This is a genomic window from Pararhizobium sp. DWP3-4, from assembly GCF_049898205.1.
In the GTDB taxonomy this organism is placed as follows: domain Bacteria; phylum Pseudomonadota; class Alphaproteobacteria; order Rhizobiales; family Rhizobiaceae; genus Pararhizobium.
The window spans coordinates 457,748-473,706 of sequence record NZ_JAFCXF010000002.1 but is presented as its reverse complement, the minus strand read 5'-3'; the positions used below and the strand labels follow the sequence as shown (position 1 = coordinate 473,706).

Annotated in this window: 18 protein-coding genes; 17 read left to right on the top strand and 1 reads right to left on the bottom strand. The window is 58.3% G+C overall.

Translation table 11 applies throughout. The annotated features are described in order from the left end of the window. The first annotated feature begins 4 nt into the window (after positions 1 to 4). The 17 genes from motC to ACP7E6_RS07360 all read left to right on the top strand — a co-directional run bounded on the left by motC (position 5) and on the right by ACP7E6_RS07360 (position 14,840). Complete coding sequence (gene motC, locus ACP7E6_RS07440; protein ID WP_426229437.1) at positions 5 to 1,318, top strand: chemotaxis protein MotC; 1,314 nt, start codon at positions 5 to 7, stop codon at positions 1,316 to 1,318. After that, on the top strand, positions 1,315 to 2,871 hold the full coding sequence (locus tag ACP7E6_RS07435; protein WP_426229080.1) for a flagellar hook-length control protein FliK: 1,557 nt from the start codon (positions 1,315 to 1,317) through the stop codon (positions 2,869 to 2,871). The genes motC and ACP7E6_RS07435 overlap by 4 nt, the downstream gene beginning before the upstream one ends. Beyond that, positions 2,822 to 3,373: a transglycosylase SLT domain-containing protein gene (locus ACP7E6_RS07430; protein ID WP_426229079.1), complete on the top strand. Its 552-nt coding sequence runs from the start codon at positions 2,822 to 2,824 to the stop codon at positions 3,371 to 3,373. Before ACP7E6_RS07435 ends, ACP7E6_RS07430 begins: the two co-directional genes overlap by 50 nt. A gap of 280 nt (positions 3,374 to 3,653) precedes the next feature. Then, positions 3,654 to 4,325 (top strand): transcriptional activator Rem, encoded by a 672-nt coding sequence (rem, locus tag ACP7E6_RS07425; RefSeq protein ID WP_060636008.1) that lies wholly within the window; start codon positions 3,654 to 3,656, stop codon positions 4,323 to 4,325. A gap of 101 nt (positions 4,326 to 4,426) precedes the next feature. Beyond that, the gene (locus ACP7E6_RS07420; protein ID WP_426229078.1) at positions 4,427 to 5,650 is read left to right on the top strand and encodes a flagellar hook protein FlgE; all 1,224 of its coding nucleotides are present in this window, start codon (positions 4,427 to 4,429) and stop codon (positions 5,648 to 5,650) included. Positions 5,651 to 5,672: 22 nt separating this feature from the next. Next, positions 5,673 to 7,115: a flagellar hook-associated protein FlgK gene (gene flgK / locus ACP7E6_RS07415; protein ID WP_426229077.1), complete on the top strand. Its 1,443-nt coding sequence runs from the start codon at positions 5,673 to 5,675 to the stop codon at positions 7,113 to 7,115. A 4-nt stretch (positions 7,116 to 7,119) separates the two neighbouring features. After that, a complete protein-coding gene (locus ACP7E6_RS07410; protein WP_426229076.1) occupies positions 7,120 to 8,193 on the top strand; it encodes a flagellar hook-associated family protein in 1,074 nt (357 codons plus the stop codon). 37 nt (positions 8,194 to 8,230) lie between these two features. Next, complete coding sequence (gene flaF / locus ACP7E6_RS07405) at positions 8,231 to 8,578, top strand: flagellar biosynthesis regulator FlaF (protein WP_426229075.1); 348 nt, start codon at positions 8,231 to 8,233, stop codon at positions 8,576 to 8,578. Next, entirely contained in the window at positions 8,575 to 9,024 is a 450-nt protein-coding gene (gene flbT, locus ACP7E6_RS07400) for a flagellar biosynthesis repressor FlbT (protein ID WP_426229074.1), read from the top strand. The genes flaF and flbT overlap by 4 nt, the downstream gene beginning before the upstream one ends. Continuing rightward, positions 9,015 to 9,422, top strand: coding sequence for a flagellar hook assembly protein FlgD (gene flgD, locus ACP7E6_RS07395; protein WP_426229073.1), 408 nt, complete (start codon positions 9,015 to 9,017; stop codon positions 9,420 to 9,422). Before flbT ends, flgD begins: the two co-directional genes overlap by 10 nt. A gap of 6 nt (positions 9,423 to 9,428) precedes the next feature. Further along, entirely contained in the window at positions 9,429 to 9,695 is a 267-nt protein-coding gene (fliQ, locus tag ACP7E6_RS07390; protein ID WP_426229072.1) for a flagellar biosynthesis protein FliQ, read from the top strand. 163 nt (positions 9,696 to 9,858) lie between these two features. After that, on the top strand, positions 9,859 to 11,946 hold the full coding sequence (flhA, locus tag ACP7E6_RS07385; RefSeq protein WP_426229071.1) for a flagellar biosynthesis protein FlhA: 2,088 nt from the start codon (positions 9,859 to 9,861) through the stop codon (positions 11,944 to 11,946). Next, a complete protein-coding gene (gene fliR, locus ACP7E6_RS07380) occupies positions 11,943 to 12,695 on the top strand; it encodes a flagellar biosynthetic protein FliR (protein ID WP_426229070.1) in 753 nt (250 codons plus the stop codon). Before flhA ends, fliR begins: the two co-directional genes overlap by 4 nt. 3 nt (positions 12,696 to 12,698) lie before the next feature. After that, positions 12,699 to 13,112: a hypothetical protein gene (locus tag ACP7E6_RS07375; protein ID WP_426229069.1), complete on the top strand. Its 414-nt coding sequence runs from the start codon at positions 12,699 to 12,701 to the stop codon at positions 13,110 to 13,112. Positions 13,113 to 13,232: 120 nt separating this feature from the next. After that, a complete protein-coding gene (locus ACP7E6_RS07370) occupies positions 13,233 to 13,796 on the top strand; it encodes a rod-binding protein (protein WP_426229068.1) in 564 nt (187 codons plus the stop codon). Between the two features lie 106 nt (positions 13,797 to 13,902). Then, complete coding sequence (locus tag ACP7E6_RS07365; RefSeq protein WP_426229067.1) at positions 13,903 to 14,271, top strand: hypothetical protein; 369 nt, start codon at positions 13,903 to 13,905, stop codon at positions 14,269 to 14,271. Next, complete coding sequence (locus ACP7E6_RS07360; RefSeq protein WP_426229066.1) at positions 14,271 to 14,840, top strand: hypothetical protein; 570 nt, start codon at positions 14,271 to 14,273, stop codon at positions 14,838 to 14,840. Before ACP7E6_RS07365 ends, ACP7E6_RS07360 begins: the two co-directional genes overlap by 1 nt. Positions 14,841 to 14,859: 19 nt before the next feature. On the opposite strand, the gene ACP7E6_RS07355 is transcribed toward ACP7E6_RS07360, so the two are convergent. After that, positions 14,860 to 15,849, bottom strand: a complete 990-nt coding sequence (locus tag ACP7E6_RS07355) for a glycosyltransferase family 2 protein (RefSeq protein ID WP_426229065.1) — start codon at positions 15,847 to 15,849, stop codon at positions 14,860 to 14,862. Between the last annotated feature and the right edge of the window lie 110 nt (positions 15,850 to 15,959).

Genomic DNA, 15,959 nt, shown 5'->3' with positions numbered 1-15,959 from the left:
GGTGATGTTGAAGGCGATCCGCATCCTCCTTCTCTGTGCATGTGCCGCCGGGACAATCCCGGCGACGGCAGCGCATGCGCAAGGCCCGGAGGATCTGCCGCCCTACAAGATGCTGCGCTCGCTGCAGGCTATCCAGGACGCCATCGTGCTTGGCGATCATTCGGCGGCTGAGATGCAGCGCTTCATGCTGGCGGCGATCGACAAGCGTCTGCGGGAATCCGATCACACGGTTTTCGATGATCCGCGCAATGTCGATGCCGCTTTCCTCTATGCGATGAGCGGTGGCAACCCGGAAACCCTGTCCTATCTCGCCAATCACGACATCGGGGGCAATTTTGATACCCGGCTTGTCGATGCGCTAAGCCACTACCTCGCCGGCAAGGGCGGGCTGATGGTGGAAAACCTGGCGAAAGCCATTCCGGAATACCGGAACTCGCGGATTGGGCCGTATCTCTATTTGGTTCTCGGCAACGCGACGGCACAGCAGAGCCCGGCAAAGTCGCTGCAATATTACGATTGGGCCCGTCTGACGGCGCCGGGTACCAACATCGAGGAAGCCGCCCTGCGGCGTTCGATATCGCTGGCGACCCGCGGCGCCATGTCGGAGAAGGGCTTTGCCTACTCGCTCTCCTATGCCCGCCGGTTCCTGACGTCTCCTTATGCCAGCCAGTTTGCCGATGTTTTCGTCGAATTGGCAGTGGTCAATTACAGCGAGAAGACCGAAACAAAGATCCAGGAAATTCTTGGCTTCATGGACAAGCCCCGGCAGCGCGAAGTCTATTTGCGCATTGCCCGCCGCGCAGCGATTGGCGGCATGCAGGAACTGGCAACGCTCGCCTCAACGCGGGCCCAGGATCTTTCCGGCGTTGCCGATGCAGGCCCCAAGGCCTTGGCCAGCCTCTATTCCGGCCTGGTCGGTATTCCATCGAAGGGTATTCTCGAAGCGGTCAAGGATATCAGTGCCATTCCCGAAGCGGAGCTGTCACCCCGCGATCGCGCCTTGCGCCAGGCCGCAACCGTCATCGCCGAGGAAGTGCTGCGTGCACCCCAGCCGGAAAGCCTGACGCAAGCATCTGTTTCTAATGTCAAATCCGAAATCAAAACGGAAAAGAGCGGAGCAGACACCGGCAGCGGTGACAGCCCGTTTGCAACGCCGGCGTCGGAAGTGGCTTTGAAGGCGGCTCAACCCAATGCGATGCCGCAGGCGGCCTCGTCCGGGCAAGCTCCGGCTGACCCGGTTCTCGACGCATTTTTGAGCACAGGCCGCTCGAAGCTCGACGAGATCGATTCTCTCCTGAAGGGGGAAGACCAACAATGACATTCGTAGACGACAACCTGCTGGGAGCAAGTCCCGTAAGATCAGGCAAGGCGGGCGGAAAGTCGGGGGGCAAGCCGGATGATATGGACGCCGCCAATCAGAAGTCCGCGTTCGAAAATGCCTTTGCGGACGCCGGCAAAAAGAAACAGCCGGTGGTCTCGATCAACGGAAACCCAGGTGTCGAGGGCAGCCTGACGCAGACCCTCAAGTCTTCTGCGGCCGAGGTGCTGGTTGCCGCGTCCAAGGAAACCGGAACCGATCCCTTGGCTGTCGATTCCGGCGAGAACGGCCTTTCGCCGCTGCAGAGCCTTGCCACGGAACACGATGGCCTCATGAAATCCTTGCTCGGTTCTTCCTCCACCGCGGACATTCACGTCAAGGGCAAGATGCCGGTGCAAGGTTCGCTGGCCGCCGCAAAAGCGGATCATCTGCAGAAATTCTCGCTGATGCAGGCGAACCGCGCCGGCGCTGGCGAGGATGCGGGGGAAACCATCGACGGGCTGGTCGGCGAGAAGATTGCCGGTCTGATGAAAAATGCCGGGACAAGCCTCGCCCGGCACGACGACAAGACTATAAACCCGGATGACGCCCTGGCGGCGAACGCTCCGGACGCGGCTGCGGGCGATGTCAGCCAGTTGCTCAGTCTTTTGGATGCTACGCAGAAGCCGGCGGCGGCAAGCCAGTCGGTGACGGCTGGCACGGCCCCGGGCATGTCCGAGTTCCAGGCGCTCGCCGAACGGGCCGGCAAGGCGAAGCTTGGTGCGAAGGATACGGCGAAGACCGAGGCGCAGGCGGCCGGCGATGCGAACGCGGTCAAGAATGCCACCAAGGCCGGAACTGATGCTGAAGCTGACCAGGTGTTCCGCTTTGCGCGCGCCGATGGCAAGGGCCAGGCGGTGTCTATGAGCCTGTCCTCGGACGGAGACAAGACGGTTGCCAAGAACGAGGCGTCAGCCGCCACAGCCAAGGCTGAAACCGTTACCGTGGTAGAAGCGCGCCGCTATCTCGGCTTGGCGCCTTCAAGCAACGCGTCGGCTGTGACCAACCAGATCGCCAGCAACCCGGAATGGGCCCGCGCGCTCCAACCGGGCAGCACCGGAGATCATTCACAGTTGACGCAGGCGGCCACCGGCAAGGTTCTGAACACGTTGAAGATCCAGATGCACCCGATCGATCTCGGCATGGTCACGGCAACGCTGCGGCTCAAGGACGACGAGTTACATGTCGAGATCAAGGTTGAGACCGGCGATGCCTTCCGGCAGCTGAGCGATGATCAGAGTGCCATGGTCAAGGCGTTGCGCGCGCAAGGCTTCGCCGTGGATCAGGTCAATATCGTCTTCAACGCTTCGGACACGTCCGGCAGCACCGCGCAGCAGCAGCCACAGCCTCAGGCAGGCCAGCAGGGCCGCGAGGCCGCTGGAGATGGCGCCAAGGGGCAGCGCAATGACAATGGCGGTCAGGGACAGGGCGGCGAAAGGTGGACGGGCAATGAAGGTAGCGGCGATGCGTCTTCTGGGATTGAGCTTAACCGCGCTGGTGATGTCTATATGTAACGTCCAGGCAAGCCCCGGCGTGTGCGAAAGCGAGATCACGGCGGCGGCGGCGAAATATCAGATACCGGCAGGCATCCTCTATTCCGTCGGGCTGACGGAGACCGGCCGGAAGGGATCGCTCCAGCCGTTTGCGATGAACATCGAAGGCAAGGCTTTTTTTGAGAACAGCGCCGGAGAGGTTCTTCAGCGCTTTGCTGCGGCGCGGGCGCAGGGTGCCAAGCTGATCGATCTCGGTTGCATGCAGATCAATTATTACTTCCATGGCGAGAATTTCAGCTCGCCGGACGAGATGCTCGACCCGCGAAAGAATGTCGAATATGCGGCCCGGTTCCTCTCCAATCTACATGCCCGGCACGAAACCTGGACAATGGCCGTTGCCCGCTATCACGCAGGACCGAACAATGATCCGGCGCAGAAAAAATATGTCTGCCGCGTTATCGCCAATCTGGTCGCGACGGGCTACGGAAAATGGACGGCGAATGCGTCGAATTTTTGCCAATAACTCAACTAAAAGATGAATTATAAACAGCTTTTATTGCTCTTGGCGATTGCGTCAACATTGAGTTAGAAAAATGACCACAAGCGGTTTCTTAATAGGCTGTTAACGTTTCCACATAAAAAATAGTGTCATATGCGAACGCTGCCACTATATCTAGTTCAAATCGGCACACAAATCTTAATCTACTATTAATTTCAGTCACTCACATTCCATAGTTGTTCATGAATCCCCCGATTCGTACCTCTTAACCATAGATGCGCGATACTGATTCGGAGGCGGACGAATGATCGTAGTGGTTGATGAGCGTGAGCTCGTGAAAGACGGATATACTTCACTATTTGGACGGGAGGGCGTGCCCTCCCAGGGGTTCGATCCAAGCGAATTCGGCGATTGGGTTTCGAAGGCGGCCGATAGCGATATCGATGCCGTCGAGGCGTTCCTGATCGGCCAGGGCGAAAAGGCCATGAGCCTTCCCCGCGCTATCCGGGACCGCTCGACGGCCCCGGTCATCGCCATCAGCGACAGCCCTTCATTGGAAACGACGCTGGCATTCTTCGATTGCGGCGTCGACGACGTCGTCCGCAAGCCGGTTCACCCCCGCGAAATTCTGGCGCGTGCGGCAGCAATCCGCCGCCGCCTGAAGGCGCTGGTGAATTTCACCGACATCGGCCCGATCCGGGTGTTTTCAGACGGCCGGGATCCGGAAGTCCAGGGCGAAGTTTTCGCCTTGCCGCGCCGCGAGCGCCGCATTCTCGAATACCTGGTCTCCAATCGTGGACGCCGCGTCTCCAAGTCTCAGATTTTCAACGCCATTTACGGAATTTTCGATGAGGACGTCGAAGAAAATGTCGTTGAAAGCCATATCAGCAAGCTGCGCAAGAAGCTGCGCAAGCGGCTCGGTTTCGACCCGATCGATTCCAAGCGTTTCCTCGGCTACTGCATCGACTGGAGCTGATCGTCGACGGGGCTTCGGATGTGCGGCATCCGGCACCCCAAGACAGGTTCACGCAAGGCCCACCCCATAGTCTCGCCATAACGATAAAACGAGGATCGGACATGAGTCTTTACGGAATGATGAGAACCGGTGGTTCCGGCATGAATGCCCAGGCAAACCGCCTGGGTACGGTCGCTGAAAACATCGCCAACTCTAACACCACCGGCTACAAGCGGGCATCGACGGAATTCTCCTCGTTGATCCTGCCGACCAGCAACGGTGCTTACAATTCCGGTGGCGTCGAAACCAAGGTGCGTTACAGCATTTCGGAACAAGGCCCGACGACCTACACGACATCCGGCACCGACATGGCCATCAATGGTGGCGGTTTCTTCATCGTCGAAGGTGCAAATGGCTCCAACTTCCTAACCCGCGCCGGCGCCTTCACGCAGAATGGCGATGGAGATCTGGTAAATTCCGCCGGCTACACGCTGATGGGTTACGAGTACAAGGCAGGCGTCGATCCGACAGTCGTCGTTAATGGATTTGACGGTCTGACCAAGGTCAACCTCGCCTCCGATGGCTTGGTCGCAAAGGGCTCAACCAAGGGCGCGATGGGTGCGACGCTCAACTCCGGTGATGCCGTCGGTGCGGAATCCACGACCTCGCTCAAGGTTTTCGACAGCCAGGGCAATGCGCGCCTTCTCGACTTTGTCTATAAGAAGACCGGCCCAAATGCTTGGACAGTCGAAGTGCGTGACCGCGCCACCTATGCCGCACCGGCTACCGGTGTCTTGGGCACAAAGACACTCGCCTTCGATGCTGCTGGTCAATTGACGACCAATCCGGCAACGCTGACGACGACCGCAATCAACGGTCTTCCGGGCACGGGAGCCAACCTCGGCGCGTTGACGATCGATCTCACCAAAACACAGCAGCTCGGCCGAGAGTTCACTCCGGATGGCGGTACGATCGACGGTAGTGCCCCAAGCAAGGTGGCTGGCTATCAGATCGACAAGGAGGGCGTCGTTTACGTCAAGTACGAAAACGGCACGCTCGACCCGCGCTACCGCGTAGCCTTGGCCAATGTCCAGAGCCCGGACAATCTCATTCCGCAGTCTGGGAATGTTTATTCGCAGGGCGTGGATTCGGGCGTCATCATCACCGGTTTTGCCGGCTCCGGCGACTTCGGCAGCATTCAGTCCGGCGCGCTCGAAGGCTCCAACGTCGATATCGCTAACGAACTGACGGCGATGATCGAATCCCAGCGTAGCTACACGGCAAACTCGAAAGTCTTCCAGACAGGTGCAGACCTGCTGGACGTTCTTGTGAACCTGAAGCGATAATTGAAAAGGTACGGTCTGCGTCATGTCGCTGTCATCAGCCATCAACACCGCACAGACGATATTCAACAACACGGCGGCCCAAACGGCACTCGTTTCGAAGAATATCCAGAATGTGAGCAATGCGGACTACTCCAGGCGCATGGCAATGCTTGGCACGAGTGGCAACGGTGCGCAGATCGTATCCATTCAGCGCGCCCAGAACGACGCGCTGATGAAGCAGCATTCCATCAGCATTTCGCAGTCGTCGGCTCAGGACGCTTTGCTGACCGGCCTGGAAGCAGTCAAGGCGGCGCTCGGCGGCAATGGCTACGAGACCTCGCCATCGAACTACCTCAAATCATTCCGTGACAGCCTGCAGACCTTGGCGGCGGCACCCGGCAACGCATCCATCGCGGCCACAACCGTGGCGAGCGCCTCGGATCTCGCCAAGTCGTTGAATAAGACATCTGCCTCCGTCCAGGACGTGCGCTACGATGCCGATAAGGAAATCGACGCTTCCGTTCAAAAACTGAACAAGCTGCTCGCCGAATTCGAAAAGGCCAATAACGCAGTACAGGGCGCGACAGCCAGTGGCACGGACGCAAGCGATGCGCTCGACCAGCGCGACAAGCTGCTTCGCCAGATTTCCGAGATCGTCGGTATTTCCACTGTAACACGCGCCAACAACGATACGGTCATCTTTACGTCCGATGGCACAGTCCTGTTCGAAAACAGCGCGCGCGCGGTGACTTTTCAGCCAACGCCCGGTTTCGGGGCGTCGATCAACGGCAACGCGATCTACGTCGATGGCGTACCGATGAAGCCAGGTAAAGGCGCCGACACCAGCGCCGAAGGCAAGCTTGCGAGCCTGCTCCAGTTGCGGGATGAGACGGCACCAAAATTTCAGTCCCAACTCGATGAAATCGCCCGCGGTTTGGTGACGCTCTTTCAGGAAAACACCACACCCGCGACCACGGCCAAACCGGGTCTCTTCACCTGGGCAGGTGGAACCGTGCCTGCGGCCGGCACAACTGTCACCGGCATGGCGGCATCACTGACGATCAATCCATTGGCCACAAGCAATCCGACGCTGGTCCGCGACGGCGGCTTCAATGGCCCCACCTACAAGTCGAATACTGCAGGAAGTTCCGGTTACACGGCACTTCTGGACAAATTTGTTACATCGCTCAGCGCCGATATGCCTTTCGATCCTGCGACGGGGCTCGACGGCTCAAGCAGCATCCTGGATTTTTCCGCTTCCTCGATCGGTTGGCTGGAAGAGCAGCGAAAGACGGCATCGACCGCCAATGACAACAAGACGGCCATGCTGTCGCGCACGCAAGATGCGTTGAGCAACGTCACAGGCGTCAGTCTCGATGAGGAACTATCGCAGTTGCTGGACCTTGAGCAGTCTTACAAGGCATCGGCGAAATTGGTCAGTACGGTGGATGCCATGATGGCGGCCCTTCTGCAAGCTGTAGGATAAAATCATGAAAACGTCTTTCGTTTCCAATCTGGCCATTCAAAATGCCATGCGCCTGACCATCCAAAGAGGTCAGACGGAAATGATCAAACTGAACAACGAAATCGCGACCGGCGTTCACTCGGATTATGGTCTGGCGCTTGGGGGCTCTACCTCCCGCTCGGTCAACATTTCATCGCAGATCGATCGGTTGGCGACGCTGAAAAGCACCAATTCCATTGTGACGCAAAGGCTTTCCGGATCGCAAGAAGCGTTGAAGACGACGCTGGACGCTGCCCAGAAGTCGCTGTCGTCGCTGATGGCTTTCCGGGATAGCGGCACCGATAACCTTTTGAAAATCGCGCAGGACCAGAATACGGCAGCGATGACGACATACACATCGGCCGCCAACACGTCTCTGAATGGTGAATATCTGTTCTCGGGCATCAATACCGATGTCAAGCCTGTCACCGGCTATACGGATACATCCGCCGCCAAGGCGTCCTACGACGCGGCATTGACGACTTTTATCGGCGCGCAGCCCGTTCAGGTGCCGCCGCTGACGTCGGTCAGCCAGTTCACCAAGGCGCAGATGAACGACTTCATCGAAAATACCCTGGAACCGATGTATGCCGACCCGTCTGTGGCCGGGTCGAAATGGACGGATTGGTCGAGCGCCTCCAGCCAGAACATGACCAGCCGTGTCAGCGTCAACGAAGTCATTCAGAGTTCGACAAACGTCAATACCGAAGGCTCCCGGAAATTTGCTCTCGCAAGCGTGATTTCCAAGGAACTTCTTAGCGCCAACTTAAGCAATGAGGTTCGCGGCGCGGTCACCGACAAAGCCGTCGAATACATGGGCGAAGCCGTCACCGGACTGATCAGTATGCAGAGCAATCTTGGCCTGTCGGAAGAGCGCGTCAAGAAAGCGAACACGTCGATCGACGCGCAAACCAAGATCGTCAAGTCATACCAGCTGGACCTGGAGGGGATTGATACCGTCGGGGCGGGGACCATGCTGAAGACATTGCAGACCCAGCTCGAGGCTTCCTACACGCTGACCTCGCGGCTTCAGCAGCTGAGCTTGATTAACTTCCTCTGATGCGCTGAGGGACAGGACAAACATGAAGGATGTCTGAATGTATCAGTTTTCATATGCCGAGATCATGGAGGATGGCGTTGCCGACTCCAAGGATCGCGAACGGCAGGTGCTCGATCGCTCGATAGTGCTGCTCTCAGCCGCAAAGCGACAGAAGGGCTATTCGCGGGAGGCGATCGAGGCGATTTACTACACGCGGCGGGTCTGGATCCGGTTTATCGAGGATCTTCGTGCTTCGGACAATCAGCTGAACGACGAACTGCGCGCCAATCTTATTTCCATAGCCATCTGGATTCTCGGTGAGACAGAGAAGATCCGCAAACGCGAATCCTCGAATTTCCAGGGCGTAATCGATATCACAACCATCATCAGGGATGGACTCAAATGAAAAGCACACTGCGTATTTCGCTGAAGTCTGGCGAGCGGATTTTTGTCAACGGGGCAGTGCTGCGTGTCGACCGCAAGGTGGCCGTCGAATTCCTGAACGACGTGACATTCCTGCTCGAAAACCATGTTCTCCAGCCTGAAGATGCGACGACCCCGCTGAAGCAGCTTTATTTCATCGCTCAGATGATCCTGATCAATCCGGAAGGCGCCGAGCAGTCGACGAACATGTTCCGCAAGTCGGTCGTCATGCTTCTGACTTGTTTCAAGAACGAGGAGATCGTTACCGAGCTGAAGAAAGTCGACGGAATGGTGACGCAGGGCCGGGCCTTCGACGCCCTGAAGGCGATCCGCGGTCTCTATGCTCTCGAAGACAAGATCTTGAACAATCAGGAAATCACCCCTGCAACGATCGAACAGATTCGCAAGGAGATCGCACCATGGCGGTAAGCGGCGTTAACAACAGTTACATACCCTCGGCGTCCGGCACGGAATCAGGGACCGACAAGGCAAAGGCAAGCCTGAACTATGACAGCTTCCTGAAGCTGCTCGTGGCCCAGATGAAGAACCAGGATCCGACCCAGCCGATGGATTCGACCCAGCAGATCGCCCAGCTCGCGACCTTCTCGCAGGTCGAGCAGACGATCAAGACCAACACCAATCTGGAAAGCCTGCTGCAGCGCACGTCGCTGAGCGAAGCCAATGCCGTGATCGGCAAGACGGTGACCAGCGCCGACGGCAAGACAACTGGTGTCGTCAAGGAAGTGAAGCTATACTCGGATGGAATCATTGCCGTCCTCGATAGCAAGAAAGAACTGGTTATCGGACCCGGCGTTACCATAAAGTGATAGCTCATGAATGAGGCGGATGCCCTCGATATCGTGCAGGCGGCGATCTGGACAGTGGTCGTCGCTTCCGGGCCCGCCGTCGCTGCCGCCATGGTTGTCGGCGTCGTCATCGCCTTCATCCAGGCGCTGACCCAGGTCCAGGAAATGACCCTGACCTTCGTACCGAAAATCCTCGCAGTGCTTGTCACCATTGCGCTTTCCGCCTCGTTTGTCGGTGCGCAAATCTCGATTTTCACCGATGTCGTCTTTTCCCGCATTCAAACCGGCTTCTGACGTTCCGGCGAAGCTGAAATGGGCGTACCGAGAAAAGCGCGTCGCCCTTCTTTCATTCGACATCGATGCCACCTTCGCGCAAGTTTGGTGCGTTAGGCCTGCTGCTTAGTTTGGGCAGCAGGTATGAATGCTGTCCGCCTCTCATGACGAGACGGAATTTCCGATGGCACAACCTCCTGCTCTGATCATCCCGAAAGTCGCGCCCAAGGGCCGCGATGTCGGCTTTGCCCTCGGCATCGTCGCGATCCTGTCGATTCTCTTTCTACCGATTCCGCCGTTTCTGATCGACATCGGGCTGGCCTTCTCCATCGCATTCTCCGTGCTCATCCTCATGGTCTCGCTGTGGATCCAGAAGCCGCTGGATTTCTCCTCCTTTCCGGTCATTCTGCTGATCTCCACCATGACCCGCCTGGCGCTCAACATCGCCACGACGCGCGTCATCCTTTCGCACGGTCATGAAGGACACGATGCAGCCGGCGGTGTCATCGCCGGTTTTGCGGAACTGGTGATGGGTGGCGATTTCGTCATCGGCCTGATCGTCTTCCTGATCCTGATCACGGTGAACTTCATCGTCATTACCAAGGGTGCGACGCGCATCGCCGAAGTCGGCGCGCGGTTCACCCTCGATGCCATACCCGGCAAGCAGATGTCGATCGACGCCGACCTTTCGGCCGGCCTGATCGACGAGAAGGAAGCGCAACGGCGCCGGCGTGAGCTGGAAGAGGAAAGCTCCTTCTTCGGCTCGATGGACGGTGCGTCGAAATTCGTGCGCGGCGATGCAATCGCCGGCCTTTTGATCACCGCCATCAACGTCTTCGGCGGCATCATCATCGGCTACGTCCGCCACGACATGTCGATCGGCGAAGCGGCGGACGTCTTCGTCAAGCTTTCGGTCGGTGACGGTCTAGTTTCGCAGATCCCGGCTTTGATCGTGTCGCTCGCCGCCGGCTTGCTCGTTTCGCGCGGCGGTACGTCCGGTTCCACCGATCAGGCAGTCATCAACCAGCTCGGCGGCTACCCGCGGGCGCTGATGGTGGCGTCCGGGCTGATCATCATGCTGGCGTTCATGCCGGGTCTGCCATTCTTCCCGTTCGCCATTCTTGGTGGAGGCATGGCGTTTCTCAGCTGGGTCATCCCCCGTCAGCTGGCTGCGGCCAACAAGCTCAAGCGTGATCAGGACCAGCAGACGGCGCAGCTGAAGACCGACAGCGAAAAGGACTCGGTCAAGTCGGTTCTGAAGACGGCCGAGATCGAACTGCTGCTCGGCAAGCAGGTCTCTACCCGCCTTCTCGGCGCCCACCAGGAACTGGCCTTCCGCGTCGGCAAGATGCGCCGCAAGTTTGCCGGGCAATACGGTCTCATCGTGCCGGAAATCAAGGTCTCCGACGATATCAGCATTCCCGACAAGGCCTACCATGTCCGTATCCACGGTACGACGATCGCGTCGAACACCGTGCGTGTCGGCGAAGTCATCGTCGTCACGGGCGGCGGCCGCAAGCCGAGTGTGCCGGGCGACGATATCCGCGAACCCGCATTCGGCATGCCGGCCGTGTCGATCCTCGAAACCTTTACCGAGGACCTGAAGCGCGAAGGCTTCCATCCGATCGACAATGTTTCGGTGGTGTTGACGCATCTGTCGGAAGTGATCCGCAACAACCTGCCGCAGCTTCTATCCTACAAGGACGTCAAGATCCTGATCGAGCGGCTGGATCCGGAATACCGCAAACTCGCCGACGAAATCTGCACCTCTCACATGTCCTATTCCGGCCTGCAGGCAGTGTTGAAGCTGTTGCTGGCAGAGCGCGTCTCGATCCGCAATCTGCATCTGATCCTCGAAGCGGTCGCCGAACTCGCACCGCATGTCCGCAAGACCGAACAGATCGTCGAGCATGTCCGCGTGCGCATGTCGCAGCAGCTCTGCGGCGATCTTGCCGATAACGGCACGCTGCGGGTCCTGCGTCTCGGCAGCAAATGGGACATGGTCTTCCACCAGGCGCTGAAGCGCGATGCCAAGGGTGATATCGTCGAATTCGACATCGATCCGCGCCATCTGGAGGAGTTCAGCGAGCAGGCGACCAAGGTTATCCGTGAACATCTCGACCGCGGCATGCCGTTCGTACTGGTAAGTTCGCCCGAATCCCGCTCTTATGTGCGCATGATCATCGAGCGTCTTTTTGCAACATTGCCGGTTCTCTCGCATGTCGAGCTCGCCAAGGGCCTCGAGATAAAGATCATTGGCTCGATTTCATGATCACTGACCCTGAAGGCACAGTGCTGGCGCTTTTCGCCGCATTCTGCCGGATCGGCGCCTGCATCATGGTCATGCCCGGATTTTCCACCGCACGTGTGTCGGTGCAGATCCGCATCTTTGTCGCCCTGGCGATCTCGATGGCCATCCTGCCGATCATGTGGAACGAGATCTATCCGCAGATTTCCGGCAAGGGGCACACCTATATCTACATCGTCGCCACCGAAACCGTCATCGGCGGCGTCATCGGCCTGATCGCACGTTATTATGTACTTGGGCTGCAGTTTACCGGCACGGTGATCACGATGATGATCGGCTTCAACGCCCCGCCGGCCAACGACGTGTTGGAAGATACCGCCGAAAACCAGTTGACCAACATGATCAGTTTCGCTGGTCTGATGGTTCTGTTCATGCTGGATTTCCACCATGTCATCCTGGCGAGCATCGTCGATTCCTACAAGGTGATGCCGCTCGGCGTCGGCTTCGATCCGCAGGGTGTGCTGATCACGCTCACCAATGCACTCGAGACGACGTTCTACATCATGCTGCGGCTGGCGAGCCCATTCATCATCTACGGCCTGCTGTTCAACGTCGCGATCGGCATGGTCAACAAGCTGGCGCCGCAGATGCCGCTCTACTTCATCTCGCTACCCTATCTGATCATGGGCGGCATGTTCCTGCTCTACCTCGGCATCGCCGCGATGCTGAAGCTGTTTGCCGATGGCTTCGGTCCGATGATGCAAGGAATCTAGCCCATGAAAAGCCGGTCCGAAAAACTCAAGCGCCTTGTCGTCGTTCAGCGGCATCTGGAACAGATGGCGGAAAACGAGCGGGCAGAAACCGCCAGGCAACGCCGTGATCTGGCTGAAACCATTGACGTGGTGGTGGGCGCCATGGGGTCGGCAAGCCCGTTGCACGCGATGTTTTCCGGGCATTATGCCTCGCAACTCGGCCGCCTTGCGATGAAGGACCAGATGCTTCTGGATATCCAGCAGGGGCACGAGGCCCGGGTTCTGAAGGAGCGGGCAAAGGGCGACCGGCTCGAGGAAAACATGAAGGACGCCCGCGTTCTGGAAGACCGGACTGAAGCGGACGACGCCATCTACGATCTCCTCGATCAGCATGTGATGAGCGGATCACCAGCTTCCGGTAAGGTTGGCCGGTCATAGTACGGCTCAGGAGCGGCGGCCTTTTGCGGCCGAACTGTTCCCCAAGATGCTGATTTTATGGAGTTATCTCTGGCGTTCATAAGGCGCTTGCGGCAGACTCCGTGACCGAGAGGATACCGCATGGCCATTTCTCCTCCAAGCGACCTGGTGCTGGATGTCGTGCGCGCCGCCGATCCGGCTCAAGTTCAGGAAGCCCAGGCGCGGTTGAAGGCCAATCGCGCCGCATTCCAGGCGACGAGCCTCGCCGAGAACGGAACCGGCTTCGCCAACACGGTCGCAGTTCTCAATCAGGACAGCCCGACCAACAGCCTTGGCGACATCACCAATCGGGCCGAGGCCAAGAAAATTCCGGAAAGCTATCGCAAGTTCGAAGCCATGGTGCTGCAGAACTTCGTCAAGTCGATGCTGCCGTCCGAAAGCGAAGAGGTCTACGGCAAGGGTACGTCCGGCGACATGTGGAAGAGCATGATGGCCGAGCAGATCGGCAACGTCATGGCCCAGGGCGATGGTGTCGGCATCGCCGAGCGCATGGTCACGGACCGCATCGTCGGCGAAGGCCCCACCCGGGTCAGCGCATCGCTCGACGGCAATAGCAGCAATGTCGCGCTGAGCATGGTGCAGGAATACGAGCGCAAGGCGGTCGCCAATTTCATGGGCACGCAAGACACTAACGATCAAGCCTGAGGCGAGACCGGTCATCGGCCGGACTGACCTTGTACAGAAGTTTCGCGCATATATCACGCCAGGGGATTGGACCCAGCGTGCCGACAGCGCCAATGGGAGCCAAATGATGGAAGTTGCAGCATCGAGTGACGTACGTATCCAGAACGTGCTGGGCCGTCTCGAAATGATCCTCGACAACGAGAATACCCGCATCGGCGTCGATCCGAGTTTTGACCTGAAAACGTCGAACGCCCGCAAGAGCCGCTGCCTCTACGAACTGACGATGCTTCATCGCGACGCTTCCCCGGATGAAATTTCGCCGGCATTCGTGTCGCAGACCCGGCACATCCAGACCAAGCTGATGACCAATTCGCAGAAGGTCAACGCCCATATGGAAGCCTGCCGTTCGGTGGTCGACCTGCTGAAGGCTGCCGTTCAGGACGCTGACGCGGATGGCATCTACACCGAACAGCAGTTCCGCTACGGCGATTTCTGATGTTGAAGCTTGTTTTCACCGGTGTCTGGATTTGCGCCGTATCGCTCGGATCCGTCTATTTTTCGATCCAGCATGCGTCGGCACCGGTGGAATCGGATGCGGAGGCAGAACGCCGCGCATTGCAGGAATATATACCCGGCGAGCTGATCACCGTTCCGGTGATCACCGACGGCGCGGTGCAGGGTTACTTCCTCACCAAGCTGTCGTTCTCGGTCGACAAGGCCAAGGCCAAGAACATGGAAGTGCCGTTCAAGCAATCGGTGACCAACGCCTTGTTCGACATTCTGGTCGGCCAGAAATTGATCAACGTCGCCGATACCAGCAATTTCGACCTCGCCAGTTTCAAGACGATCGTCAAGGATCAGTTGAACAAACAACTGCATGACGAGGTGATTTTTCAGGTTCTGGTCGAGCAGCTGGAATATCTGTCGAAGGCCGATGTTGCCCGCGTTGCCAATGCGGCGAATGAAAAACAGCGCAAGCCTGTGCCGATCGTCGATAAGAATGGCCAGGTTGCCAGCGATCAGATGCCGGAAAGCGAAAAGCGGGCCGCTGCTGCCGGCCACTGAGCCGGCGCGCAGGTGCGGTTCAGTTTTTCTCCGGGTTGCGATATTGTTCGTTGACGAAGCCGAACTCCATCATCAAACGCCCGCACGCCACATAAAAATGGTAGAGCCCTGCCGATGGCAGGCCGGATGATTTCCAAAGTGAAATGCCGCGAAACGGCGAGGCGGCCAAAAGGGCCAGCGATTTGGCGATCGTTCTCGCCCGTCCGGCAAAGCCTGGGGCTGCGCGGTGTTCCAGCAAAGCGGAAATTGCCCCGTTTCGCAGACTGCGCGATCTGATCCACGACAGTTCCGTCCGCCGTGCCGGAATGGTCTCGGCCACCCAGGCTTCCGCCGCCCAGGCAAAAGAAAACCCGTTTTCCTTGCACCGGCGATAGAAGTCGCTGTCTCCCCCGCCGATGAAGTTGAACAATGGGTCGAGGAATGGTCGCGGCATGGCGTCGAGCACATGTCGCGTGATCAGCACATTCCCCGATGAATAGAGGATAGCAACAGGCCCAGTCGTGTCATAGTGGGGCATGAAGACCGGGTGCCGCTTGCGGTCATGGCGGGTCTTGTCCTCGAAATCGGGAAGCTGAGGCCCGCCGATCAGGTCAGCCCGCGTCTGGCGATGTACCGAAACGAGACTGTCGAGCCAATCGGGGGCTGCCAGTTCGTCGTCGTCGATCACGGCGATGGCCTGCAGGTTGGGATAGTGGGCAAGCGCCATCGACCAGCCGGCATTGTACGCATGGCAATTGCCGCGCTGATGCGCGATCACCACCAGCGCGTTGACGCGGTGGTCGGCCAAGAACATTTTTGCAGCGTTCGCCCCTTCCAGTCCGACCGCGTCGTTCTCCATCACGACGATGGCGAAGGGACAGCCGGGGGCCTGTGAAATAACGGTTCTCAGGGTTTTCAGCAGATGCTCGGGGCGCCGGAACGTTGGCAGCGTGACGACGAGCTCGATGCTGTCATTGTCATCCACCGCCGTCCTATAAAATTCGGTCACATCCTGGGCGGGCGGGGTCATGGCGGGTACCTGTTGAAGGCGGGAAACTGGCAAGCACTAAAGCAAATGTTCCTAAACAGATGCTGAATCTCCGAATTCGCTTTCGAATGAATGGCTTAAAGCTCGCTTCA

What these genes read in the sequence shown, in the direction of transcription:
- ACP7E6_RS07375 (WP_426229069.1), top strand. Translation starts at nt 12,699, where the DNA reads ATGAAAAGCCGGTCCGAAAAACTCAAGCGCCTTGTCGTCGTTCAGCGG.
- ACP7E6_RS07360 (WP_426229066.1), top strand. Translation starts at nt 14,271, where the DNA reads ATGTTGAAGCTTGTTTTCACCGGTGTCTGGATTTGCGCCGTATCGCTC.
- ACP7E6_RS07355 (WP_426229065.1), bottom strand. Translation starts at nt 15,849, where the DNA reads ATGACCCCGCCCGCCCAGGATGTGACCGAATTTTATAGGACGGCGGTG.
- ACP7E6_RS07435 (WP_426229080.1), top strand. Translation starts at nt 1,315, where the DNA reads ATGACATTCGTAGACGACAACCTGCTGGGAGCAAGTCCCGTAAGATCA.
- fliQ (WP_426229072.1), top strand. Translation starts at nt 9,429, where the DNA reads ATGAATGAGGCGGATGCCCTCGATATCGTGCAGGCGGCGATCTGGACA.
- flgD (WP_426229073.1), top strand. Translation starts at nt 9,015, where the DNA reads ATGGCGGTAAGCGGCGTTAACAACAGTTACATACCCTCGGCGTCCGGC.
- motC (WP_426229437.1), top strand. Translation starts at nt 5, where the DNA reads ATGTTGAAGGCGATCCGCATCCTCCTTCTCTGTGCATGTGCCGCCGGG.
- ACP7E6_RS07410 (WP_426229076.1), top strand. Translation starts at nt 7,120, where the DNA reads ATGAAAACGTCTTTCGTTTCCAATCTGGCCATTCAAAATGCCATGCGC.
- flaF (WP_426229075.1), top strand. Translation starts at nt 8,231, where the DNA reads ATGTATCAGTTTTCATATGCCGAGATCATGGAGGATGGCGTTGCCGAC.
- rem (WP_060636008.1), top strand. Translation starts at nt 3,654, where the DNA reads ATGATCGTAGTGGTTGATGAGCGTGAGCTCGTGAAAGACGGATATACT.
- flgK (WP_426229077.1), top strand. Translation starts at nt 5,673, where the DNA reads ATGTCGCTGTCATCAGCCATCAACACCGCACAGACGATATTCAACAAC.
- flhA (WP_426229071.1), top strand. Translation starts at nt 9,859, where the DNA reads ATGGCACAACCTCCTGCTCTGATCATCCCGAAAGTCGCGCCCAAGGGC.
- ACP7E6_RS07370 (WP_426229068.1), top strand. Translation starts at nt 13,233, where the DNA reads ATGGCCATTTCTCCTCCAAGCGACCTGGTGCTGGATGTCGTGCGCGCC.
- ACP7E6_RS07430 (WP_426229079.1), top strand. Translation starts at nt 2,822, where the DNA reads ATGCGTCTTCTGGGATTGAGCTTAACCGCGCTGGTGATGTCTATATGT.
- flbT (WP_426229074.1), top strand. Translation starts at nt 8,575, where the DNA reads ATGAAAAGCACACTGCGTATTTCGCTGAAGTCTGGCGAGCGGATTTTT.
- ACP7E6_RS07420 (WP_426229078.1), top strand. Translation starts at nt 4,427, where the DNA reads ATGAGTCTTTACGGAATGATGAGAACCGGTGGTTCCGGCATGAATGCC.
- ACP7E6_RS07365 (WP_426229067.1), top strand. Translation starts at nt 13,903, where the DNA reads ATGGAAGTTGCAGCATCGAGTGACGTACGTATCCAGAACGTGCTGGGC.
- fliR (WP_426229070.1), top strand. Translation starts at nt 11,943, where the DNA reads ATGATCACTGACCCTGAAGGCACAGTGCTGGCGCTTTTCGCCGCATTC.